The following is a 10,867-nucleotide window of genomic DNA, read 5'->3' as shown; positions in this document are numbered from 1 at the left end:
CCTGTCGGAACAGGGTGGTTCGCGCCGAGGTTATACAGTAATGAACGACACCCTTACTGTATCCCTCGGCGCGGCCGTTTCGGGAGACGCCGTGACCTTTGGCCTCTGGGCCCCCAACGCAAAATCCGTCGCCGTAACCGGTGACTTCAACAAGTGGAGCAAGCGCGGTACCGCGCTCGAGCCCGACGGCTCCGGCAACTGGTACGGCACCGCCAAAGGGGCCAAGAAGGGCTCCGAATACCAGTACATCATCGTCGGGGCCGACGGCGAGCGTCGCCAGCGGATCGACCCCCGCGCCCGCCGCGTCACCCAATCGGTTGGCAACGCTATCGTCTACGCCGACGACTTCGACTGGGAGGACGACAACTTCACAATGCCCGGCTGGAACGAGTTGGTGATCTATGAGCTGCACGTCGGCACCTTCAACGTGAAGGAAAAAGGCCGTCCCGGCACCTTCGACTCGGTCATCGAGAAGCTCGATTACCTGGTCGACCTGGGTATCAACTGTATCCACGTCATGCCGGTCTGCGAATTCGCAGGCGATTTCAGCTGGGGCTACAATCCGGCCCACCCCTTCGCGGTCGAGGAAGCCTACGGTGGCCCGGACGGGCTCAAGCGGTTGGTCAAGGCCGCCCATGCGGAAGGAATCGCCGTGGTGCTGGACGTGGTCTACAACCACTTCGGACCGAGCGATCTGGCCCTCTGGCAGATCGACGGCTGGTACGAGAACGACAAGGGCGGCATTTACTTCTACAACGACTGGCGGAGCAGCACCCCCTGGGGTGACACCCGGCCCGACTACGGCCGCGATGAGGTCCGCGTATACATCCACGACAACGCCCTCATGTGGCTGGAGGAATTCCGCTGCGACGGGTTGCGGATGGACATGATCCCCTACATGCGCCACGTCAGCGGTGGTGAGGACGATGGTGACCGTCTCGAGGAAGGCTACAGCTTGCTGCGCTGGATCAACGAGAGCATCCGCGAGCAGTACCCCCACAAGATTACCGTAGCGGAAGACCTGCACGGCAACGCCTTCGTGACCGATAGCCCCGAATCCGGCGGCTGCGGGTTCGGAACCCAGTGGGACGGTGACTTTGTTCACCCCGTCCGGGAGGCCATCATTACCTCGGAAGACGCCCACCGCAATATGCACACGGTAAGCACCGCCCTGCTGCGCCGCTACTCCGATAACGCCTTTAGCCGGACGGTCTATACCGAGAGCCACGACGAGGTCTCCAACGGCAAATCGCGCGTCGTAGAGGAGATCGCCGGCGAGGAAGGCAAGGTGGACAATTACTTTTCGGTCAAGCGCGCCGCCCTTGGGGCCGTCATGACCCTTACCGCGCCGGGTATACCCATGCTCTTTCAGGGGCAGGCCCTGCTGGAAGATCGCTGGTTCAGCGACCAGGATCCGCTCGACTGGAAGCGCCTGAAGACACACAGCGGCATCAATGCCATGTACCGCGACCTGATCCGCCAGCGCCGTAACCTGAATGGAAACACCCGCGGACTGCAGGGACAGCATACCCAGCTGCTCAAGGTCGACGACCACGACAAGGTGATCGCCTACCTGCGCTGGTACGACGATCCGACCCGCGACGGTGTCCTGACGATACTGAACTTCAGTAACGACAGCTTCGACGGATACGCGATCGGCATAAACTTCGACAGTCACTGGCAACTCACCTTCGACAGCAACTGGGTAGGCTACAGCGACCACAACGTGGACGCCGCCGTTTACCCCCACCTGGAATCGGAGGCCGTGGAGCAGGACGGTCATCACCACCGGGTGATGCTGTCGCTGGCCCCCTACGCCGGGCACATCTACGCCCTGATCCCGCGGGAAGACTGATTGCACAACCACACTACCCGCTATTTACTTTAAGGGGTATGAACGACTCACTCTCCCTCCGCGACATCGACCGGGTCATTGAAATGGCCTGGGAAGATCGTACGCCCTTCTCGGCGATCGAATTTCAGTTCGGTCTCGCGGAGCCGGAGGTGATCGAGCTCATGCGCCGGGAGCTCAAGCCCGGCAGCTTCAAGCGCTGGCGGGCCCGCGTGCAGGGTCGGTCGACCAAGCACCGGGCCCTGCGGCAGGAAGGCATGACGCGCTTCAAATCGGACAACCAGCGGACGATCAGCCACAACCGCAAGTCGAAGGACTAATCCAGGCTGCCCGCTGGGAATCTTGCGTCTCCGGACTATCTCAACGTGCCCAACGATAGGCTGCCATGGGCCGGCAGGCAGGTGCGATGTACACTGGCCGTGCTGCGGGCGGCACGTGGTGTGTAACGATCAAGCGCGGATCTGGTGGCTCGCTATGAACCCGAAAGCCACCACCGGGTATCTAGGAGAAATTCGTCGTCACTAAAGATCCAGAGGCAATGACCATCATCGTAATTCTAGTCGTATCCGGTGCTCTCGTCGCGGGTGCCGCCTGGGGGGTGTATGGGAGCTTATCCGAAGCTACCGAGGGCTTTATTGTTGCGCTGGCGGGTGGTGCGCTGATCGTCTCGGCCGTCCTGGAACTTATCGAGCCTTCGATCAAGGAAGTACCGGTCGGGTGGGGCCTGGCGGTCGTACTGGCCGGTGCCTTGGTATTCGCCGGTCTCGATTACCTGGTAGATGAGGTGTGGAGTTCCGGGGCAGGGGGTGGTCTGCTGGCGGCGATAACGTTGGATGGAGTACCGGAAAACCTGGCTTTGGGCGTATCCCTGATCGGGGCCGACCCAATGGCGGTGGCCGCGCTATCGGGTTCTATCCTGTTATCTAATCTTCCGGAAGCGGCCGGCGGGGCCCGGCGCATGTCACAGGACGGTACCTCGGACGGGGAGACGATGTGGCTGTGGGGGGGAGCGGCCGTGTTGCTTTCCGGAGCGGCACTTGCCGGTCACTACCTGCTGGCGGACGTCCCCGAGGAGATTCTGATGTACATCCGCTGCTTCGCCGGCGGGGCGGTGGTGGGCTCCCTGGCCATCGAAGTATTTCCCAAGGCCTTCAAACAGGACAACTACGTCGCTGGCGTGGCGGCCGGTATTGGGCTGTGCGTGGCCCTCTACCTGGATACGCTGGGGTAAGGGGTGCGGTATTGACCGACGGCTGACAATTTGTCAACTATGGCACCGCTGTACCCTGCCAAATCGCCCCGCACCCGCGTCCGCGTCCGAAAAACCGGCAGAAAACCCGAACCGCGCCGGTTGGCACGGTGGTTGCACTATAAGGGGCGACAGTTTTGTCGAAAAATTTAGAAATAACAATCGTATGAGCAAGATTATCGGAATTGATTTAGGTACGACCAACTCATGCGTGGCGGTAATGGAGGGCAACGAGCCCACCGTAATCTATAACGACGAGGGCCGTAACACGACTCCCTCGATCGTGGCGTTCCTGGATGCCGGAGAGCGCAAGATCGGCGAGCCGGCCAAGCGCCAGGCCATTACCAACCCCACGCGGACGGTCGCATCGATCAAGCGCTACATGGGACAGCGCTTTGACGAAGTGAAGAATGAAGTGGACCGCAGTGCCTACAAAGTCGTCAAGGGCGACAACGGACTGGCACAGGTAGAGATCGACGGGCGGAAGTACACCCCCCAGGAGATCAGCGCCATGGTCCTCCAGAAAATGAAGAAGATCGCCGAGGACTTTCTTGGTACCGAAGTGACGGAAGCCGTAGTGACGGTGCCCGCCTACTTCAACGACTCCCAGCGTCAGGCCACCAAGGAGGCCGGCGAGGTGGCCGGACTTACCGTTCGCCGCATAATCAACGAGCCTACCGCGGCCGCCCTGGCATACGGCCTGGACAAGCGGAGCAAGGACATGACGATCGCCGTCTATGACCTCGGTGGCGGTACCTTCGATATCTCCATCCTGGACCTGGGTGAGGGTGTATTCGAAGTGAAGTCTACCAATGGTGATACCCACCTGGGTGGTGACGACTTCGACCGCGTACTCATCGACTTCCTCGCCGACGAATTCAAGAAGCAGGAGAACATGGACCTGAAGAAGGATCCCATGGCCCTCCAGCGCCTCAAGGAAGCCGCCGAGAAGGCAAAGATCGAGCTCTCCAGCTCCATGGAGACCGAAGTCAACCTGCCCTACATCACCGCAGTAGACGGCGTGCCCAAGCACCTGGTCATCAAGATCAGCCGCGCCAAGTTCGAGCAGCTCGCCGACCAGCTGGTCCAGCGTACGCTGGAGCCCTGCAAGAAGGCCATGGCCGACGCCGGCGTGAGCAACAGCGAGATCGACGAGGTCATTCTGGTCGGTGGTTCCACCCGGATCCCCGCCATCCAGGAAGCCGTCGAGAAGTTCTTTGGCAAGAAAGCCAACAAGAGCGTCAACCCCGACGAAGTAGTAGCCATCGGTGCCGCTATCCAGGGTGGTGTACTCAGCGGCGACGTACAAGACGTACTTCTGCTGGACGTAACCCCGCTCAGCCTCGGTATCGAGACCATGGGTGGTGTATTCGACACCGTGATCGAGTCCAACAGCACGATCCCCGTCAAGAAGTCCAAGGTGTACTCCACCGCCAGTGACAACCAGCCCAGCGTGGAAATCCACGTACTCCAGGGTGCCCGCCAGATGGCCAAGGACAACCGCCCCATCGGCCGCTTCGTCCTGAGCGACATTCCGCCCGCCCCCCGCGGCGTACCCCAGATCGAGGTGACCTTCGATATGGACGCCAACGGTATCCTCAGCGTAACCGCCAAGGACAAGGGTACCGGTAAGGAGCAGTCGATCAAGATCGAGGCCGGTACCGGACTCAACAAGGAAGACATCGAGCGCATGAAGGCCGAAGCCGCCGCTAACGAGGAAGCCGATAAGGCCGCCCGCGAGCGGATCGAGAAGCTGAACGGTGCCGACCAGTTGGTCTTCCAGACGGAGAAGCAACTCAAGGAGTTCGGCGAGAAGATTCCCGCCGAGAAGAAGACGGCCATCGAGACGAGCCTCAACGACCTGCGCGAAGCCCACAAGGCCGAGGATATCGACAAGATCGATTCGGCTACGGAAGCGCTCACCGCCGCCTGGAACGCCGCCAGCCAGGACATGTACCAGGCCCAGCAGGACCCCGGTGCTACGGCCGACGCCGGAAAGGGCAACGCCGGACCCGGTGCGGGTGCAGGTGCCGCTAATACCGGAGCAACCGGTGGAGCCGACGACGTACAGGACGTGGAGTTCGAGGAAGTGGAGGGCAAGTAAGCCTCCCGCCTGACCGCGTCAGAAGAGTAAGCCCCCCGGCCACGCGGTCGGGGGGCTTTTTTTATGCCGGTCAGTCATCGTGACGGGTAACTCTTGTCCGGCGGGAGGTATAGACCGGTGGGAAACAGCGATAAATCCGGTAGCTCAAGAGTGATTTGCGCTACTTCGCTTCCCTCCGTTACACTCGCGACGCTATGACCGAACCCTACACCCTCACGATCCGTGGAAACCGCCTGACCGAGCGGGAAATCGGTGATCGCATACCCGGAGATTTTACGGTACGTGCGGCCTACGAATTACAGAATAACCGGGCGCAGAGCATGTCCTACCCGGAAAACCTGACAACGGAGATCGTCAACCTTCGTACGGAGGAAGGGGTGGAGTGGCTCGGTCTGCCGGACGACCTGCCGGAAGTCTACGGAACCTACCTGTCGCCCGCCCGTGGGGATTCGAGCGGCTTCCTGGTGCCCAATACCATCGGGGCCCCTACGGACCAGACCCGCGGGTTCCTGCAGGAGGTGAAGGCCAAGGTACTCGAGATCATTACCCGCCGTGCGGTCGACACGGCCGCACGCACCACCGCCGGTCAGGTGGCCCACCGGATCGATGCCCACCTCCTGGCGCGGCGGGGGCTATTTGCCGTGTCGGCGCGGGGGGAGCTGGGGGCAGCGGTGCCTGCCATACACCCCGGTGGCAAAGCATTGGTTTTCATCCACGGCACCATATCGAATTTCGAGCAGGGCTTTGCCGGTGTCGAGCCGCGCTTCTGGCAGCGGATCCACGAACGGTACGATGGGAGGGTGTACGCCTTCAATCACGCGACGCTCACGGTGTCACCCGTCGGTAATGCCCTTGAGTTACTGGCTACGCTGCCGGACGACCTGGAATTGGACCTGATCACCCACTCCCGGGGCGGGTTGGTCGCGGACGCCCTGGCCCGCTGCGACGGTCGACTGATGGATAAGGGGTTTCGGAAGGAGGAAATCGGACGGGTGCAGGCCGATTTCGATGCGTCGGATGCCGACGGTAGCGAACTGCTGACGGCTATGGAGCAGCTGGGCAGCGCCGCAGCGTCGCGGAACCTACGCGTGGACCGGATCGTACGCGTAGCCTGTCCCGCGCAGGGGACCGTGCTACTCTCGGAGCGGCTGGATCACTACCTGAATGCCATGCTCGCGCTGGTCGGTCAGGGTACGGGGTTGGGGCTGAGCCCCCTGTACCAGCTCGTGAAGGAATTTATCCTGGAAGTCATTGACCAGCGGTCCGATCCCGCCATCTTTCCGGGACTCTACGCCATGGTTCCTGATCGCGCCTACAGTAAGGTCAATAACAATCCGACGCTGCACCTGCCCTGCAAGCTCTTTAGCATCGTAGGCGACGCCGACGTAGGGGGTGGGGTGCTCACGTCGCTCAAGGTCATCCTGGCCAATTTGTATTACTGGCACGAAAACGATCTGGTGGTGAATTCCTCCAGTATGTCACGGGGTATACTCCGACGGGAGGTCAATCAGGTATGCCGGGTGGAGGGGGAGCACGTCGATCACTTCAGCTACTTCGACGAGCCCTTTCACATGGAGATCGTGGTGAGCCTGCTGGAGGGGAATCCGCCACCCACCGGGGTGACTCTCCGCGACCAACTGGGGGAGGAGGCCACCTCCGGACCCGCTTCGGATGTGGGGGACCTGATCTCGAACGGAAACAACTTTACCAAACCTACGATCGTACTGCTGCCGGGCATCATGGGGTCCAACCTCTACGCCGGCAACGACTGCCAGTGGGTGAGTGTCGGCGCCCTCCACCGGGGTGGCTTCGTGCGGCGATTGCACGTCGGTGCCAACGATGTCGAGGCCCGCAGCCTCGTTGAGCGCTCTTACGGCGGCTTCGTGCGAAAGATGGAGGAGCAGGGGGTGGGCGTCCGTGTCCTGCCTTACGACTGGCGGCTGTCGCTCGAAGAAGCAGCTACCGAACTGGAAAGCGTAATGCAGGCGGCGCACAAAAGTGAGTATCCGGTGTACGTGCTGGCCCACTCGATGGGGGGGCTCGTCGTACGCGAATGGATCGGCAAGTATTCCGATTCCTGGAAGCAATACCGCGGCCGTCCTGGTGCGCAGGTAGTCCTGCTGGGGACGCCCTGGCGGGGGTCCCACCTCATCACCGAGATCCTGACGGGCCACGGAAAACGCGTGCGCCAACTGGGGCTGCTGGATTTTGAGCACAGCCGCCAGCAAGTGCTGCATGTGCTGGCTCGTCTGCCGGGACTGTACGAGTTATTGCCGCTCGACGAGCCGGAAATGGTCAAGGCCGGGTACTGGCGCGATCTCCGGAAGACCGTCGGGGAGGAACATATGGCGGAAATACCGGAAGAACTGCTCGAGCACCTGGCGGATTACCGCCAACGTGCCCGGGACTATATCGACAAACTGGAAGCGAAAGACTGGAAGCACATTACCTACGTGGCCGGTCACTATCCGACCACGGTCGACGGCTTCCGGGAGACCTATTCGTTCTTCCGGAAAGGAAAACGCATCCGGTATACAACCGTAGCCCAGGGCGACGGCAGCGTGACCTGGGCCCGCGGGATTCCCCGCAAGATTCCGCGCGGTAACGTTTACTATACCGGGGTACCGCACGCCGAGCTGGCCAATGCCCCGGAACTCTTCGCCGGCCTGCTGGACCTGCTGCGCACGGGCAAAACGGCTCGACCGACCTTTTCCAACACCGCGCCCCCGGGCAGCGGGTACCGCGGCGCCGTCGGTGTGGCCAACCGGGTGACCGCCGCGCAGCCACCCGTAGCCGAACTTTCGCCCGTAGAAAATCTGCTGGGCGGCCAGCCCGGCCGGCGTCGGGCACCGGGGGAGGTTGCCCCCGTGCGGGTCACCGTCTTCAACGGCGATCTGCGGTGGGCCGAGTACCCCGTGATGGTCGGTCACTTCAGCCACGACGGGATCGTTAGCGCGGAAAGGGCACTGGACGGCTACCTGAACCGCACGCTCAGCGAACGGCACGGGATGGGCTTCTATCCCGGTGACGTCGGGGAGCAGGACGTGATCGTTGATCCTGCTTCCTATCCCCGCGGGGCCCTGATCGTGGGATTGGGAGACAAGGACGAACTGACCGGATACAACCTTATGCGAACCGTGGAAAAGGGGGTACTCAAGTATGCCGTATTCTGCCGCGACCACTATCCGCCCCCCGGTGGAGCCTTTTCCCAGGGCATCAGTACGGTACTGATCGGAAGCGACTACGGGCAGATGCCGCTGCGCGAGTCGGTGCGCAGCATCCTGATGGGCGTGCAGCGCGCTAACGAACTTATCGTACGGCTCCGCAGCCAGCGACCCGGTTTACGGCCCATCACCAACGTGCAGTTCGTGGACTTTTATGAGGACCGGTCGTATGAGTGCTTCAAGCTGTTGCAGGACATCGCAAGCCGTGAGCGATCACTTCCCCTCGCGGTTACTCCCTCCATCACGCGCGGGTTCGGTAGCCGGAAGCGGTTCCTGCGGGAGAACGGGCGAAGTTGGTGGCAGACCTTCACCACCGTGGTACGCAGCGAACCGCCCAAAAAACCGGGGGGGCACTCCCGAAAGTACCTGGACTTCACCGCCGACAACCGGGCCGCGGCCATCAGCAGCGACTTCGTCATCAGCAACCTGCGGCAGGCGCGCTTTCTGGCCGAGGAAATGGCCCGCGAGAGTACCTGGGATCCTGTCAGCGCCAAGGTGCTGTTTGAGATGCTCGTACCCAACCGGTACAAGGACTTCATCCGGAACCACCGCAACATCAGTTGGCGGATGGACGAGGAGAGCGCTTCCTTCCCCTGGGAGATGTTTCACGATCCCCAGTGCGGCGAGCAGCCGACCTTCGTACGCAGCGGCATGATCCGGCAACTGTATTCGGCTACGGCACGGGTGCGGCCCGCCCTGGTCCGCGACAACTGCGCGCTGGTCATCGCGATGTCCGACTTTTCGGCTACCCGGGAACCGGGGTACGAAGGGATTGCGCTCGGGGACATACCGGGCGCGGCAAGGGAGGGGGCAGCGGTAGCCGACAGGCTGAATTTGTACGGCTATAGCGTCAACAGCCTAATCAATTCCTCGCCGCTCTCGATCTACAAAGCGCTGCTGGGACGCGGCAGCAAGATCGTACATATTGCTTCCCATGGCATTTACGATCCCGAAAACGACCACGTAGGAATCGAAATCGGCTCCCCGGATCCGATCACGCCCGGCAGCCTGCGTCAGATGTCCGATGTGCCCGAACTGGTATTCATCAATTGCTGCCACCTGGGGGCGACGCGGTCCGGTGTCGAAGCCTACGACGCTCACCGTCATGACCTTGCCGCCAACGTTGGCACCCAGCTGATCCAGATCGGGGTGAAGGCCGTGATCGTGGCCGGCTGGGCGGTCGACGATGCGGCCGCGGCCACCTTTGCCGGCACATTCTACGAGGAGATGCTCACCGGGTGCTACTTCGGGGAGGCGGTGCGCCGTGCCCGGCAGGTGTGTTACGAGCAGCATACCCAACGCAATACCTGGGGGGCTTACCAGTGCTACGGCGACCCCTACTACCAAACCGAACTGATAGCGAGTACGCCCGCGCCGGAGGGCTCCTTTTCGCTGGAGCAGGAACTGCTGCTGGAACTCGAAAACCTCATCTCCCGATCGCGGAGCCTGCCCCCTTTCCGCGACGCAAGCCTGCTACAGGGACTGCGTACGGACGTACACGCCATCGTGGCGCGGGCGGAGGCCGCGCCCTGCTATACCTCCCGGATCAAGCGGCTGGAGGCCCGGTTCCACGTGCTCATGGGAGATTACGCCGTTGCCCTCCTGCGGCTGCGCGAGCTCTTCGAGGCAACGGACGATGCCTACGGCGTGGAAGATGTCTACCTGTACTGCAACATCCGCGCCAAGCACCTGGTGGCCCAGCGGGCCTGGAAGCAGGAAACGGGGGCCGTCGCGGCGGCGGACACCGCGTCCACCGAAGTTTCGGGGGGAGAAAACGGGGCTGCGCAGAACGACGAGCTAAGGAGCATTCTCAACGATCTGAGACTTCCCAGGCTTATCTCACCGGGCCACGCCCTGCTGGCATCCAAGGCGAGTACCTACAAGCGGGCGGCCATGCTTTGTGTTGCAGACAACACCACCAGGTACCTTCGGTACGCGGCGGACAACTACCTGGCAGCGGCCCGTCGCGACGGGACCGGGCAGCGTAGCAGCATTTACTACGTCACCAGCTTTCTGACCCTAGCGACCTTCTGCAGTACCGACCCGAAACGCGCGGTGAACGTACCGAAAGCTCTCGGATTCGACGCTTATTCGTACCTGGATGGGTGGCTGCAGGAACCCTCCGGCAGCCGCCAGCGATTCGAGGAACTGTACGAGCAACTGGCCGATACGCAACTCCGACGGTGTAAACTGGTGGTTTCCGCCGCCGGTAATGACCTGTCCGGAGCGGAGCGCAATGAACTGGTCCGCGAAATTATCCTGCTCAACGACGAGCAACTGGGTACGGCGATTAATGTCCGCGACTACTTCGGCGAGAAAGAGCACCTGGAATTCCTGATCCGGATGTCCGACCGGCTGGGGAGTCCGTTTAAGCAACTGCGCGCCGAGGCGGAGCAGATTCTGGACGCACTTACGGACAGTTGGCCGGGCTGAACGTA

5 protein-coding genes are annotated in these 10,867 nt (G+C 61.9%); all 5 read left to right on the top strand.

Features of this window, described 5'->3' with window-relative positions; genetic code table 11:
* Positions 1–40: 40 nt before the first annotated feature.
* The 5 genes from DQG19_RS02660 (at position 41) to DQG19_RS02640 (ending at position 10,862) form a co-directional block, all read left to right on the top strand.
* Positions 41–1,855 (top strand): alpha-amylase family glycosyl hydrolase, encoded by a 1,815-nt coding sequence (locus DQG19_RS02660; protein ID WP_116124667.1) that lies wholly within the window; start codon positions 41–43, stop codon positions 1,853–1,855.
* A gap of 38 nt (positions 1,856–1,893) precedes the next feature.
* Entirely contained in the window at positions 1,894–2,172 is a 279-nt protein-coding gene (locus DQG19_RS02655; RefSeq protein ID WP_116124666.1) for a TIGR03643 family protein, read from the top strand.
* 218 nt (positions 2,173–2,390) lie between these two features.
* Positions 2,391–3,083 (top strand): ZIP family metal transporter, encoded by a 693-nt coding sequence (locus DQG19_RS02650; RefSeq protein ID WP_116124665.1) that lies wholly within the window; start codon positions 2,391–2,393, stop codon positions 3,081–3,083.
* Between the two features lie 184 nt (positions 3,084–3,267).
* Positions 3,268–5,205, top strand: a complete 1,938-nt coding sequence (dnaK, locus tag DQG19_RS02645) for a molecular chaperone DnaK (RefSeq protein ID WP_116124664.1) — start codon at positions 3,268–3,270, stop codon at positions 5,203–5,205.
* A 194-nt stretch (positions 5,206–5,399) separates the two neighbouring features.
* Positions 5,400–10,862 carry a CHAT domain-containing protein gene (locus DQG19_RS02640; RefSeq protein WP_116124663.1) on the top strand — a complete coding sequence of 1,821 codons (5,463 nt, stop codon included), beginning with the start codon at positions 5,400–5,402 and terminating at the stop codon, positions 10,860–10,862.
* Positions 10,863–10,867 lie beyond the last annotated feature (5 nt).

The sequence above is a fragment of the Lewinella sp. IMCC34183 genome (assembly GCF_003390915.1).
Lineage (GTDB): Bacteria > Bacteroidota > Bacteroidia > Chitinophagales > Saprospiraceae > Neolewinella.
This window is presented reverse-complemented; position numbering and strand designations above follow the sequence as displayed.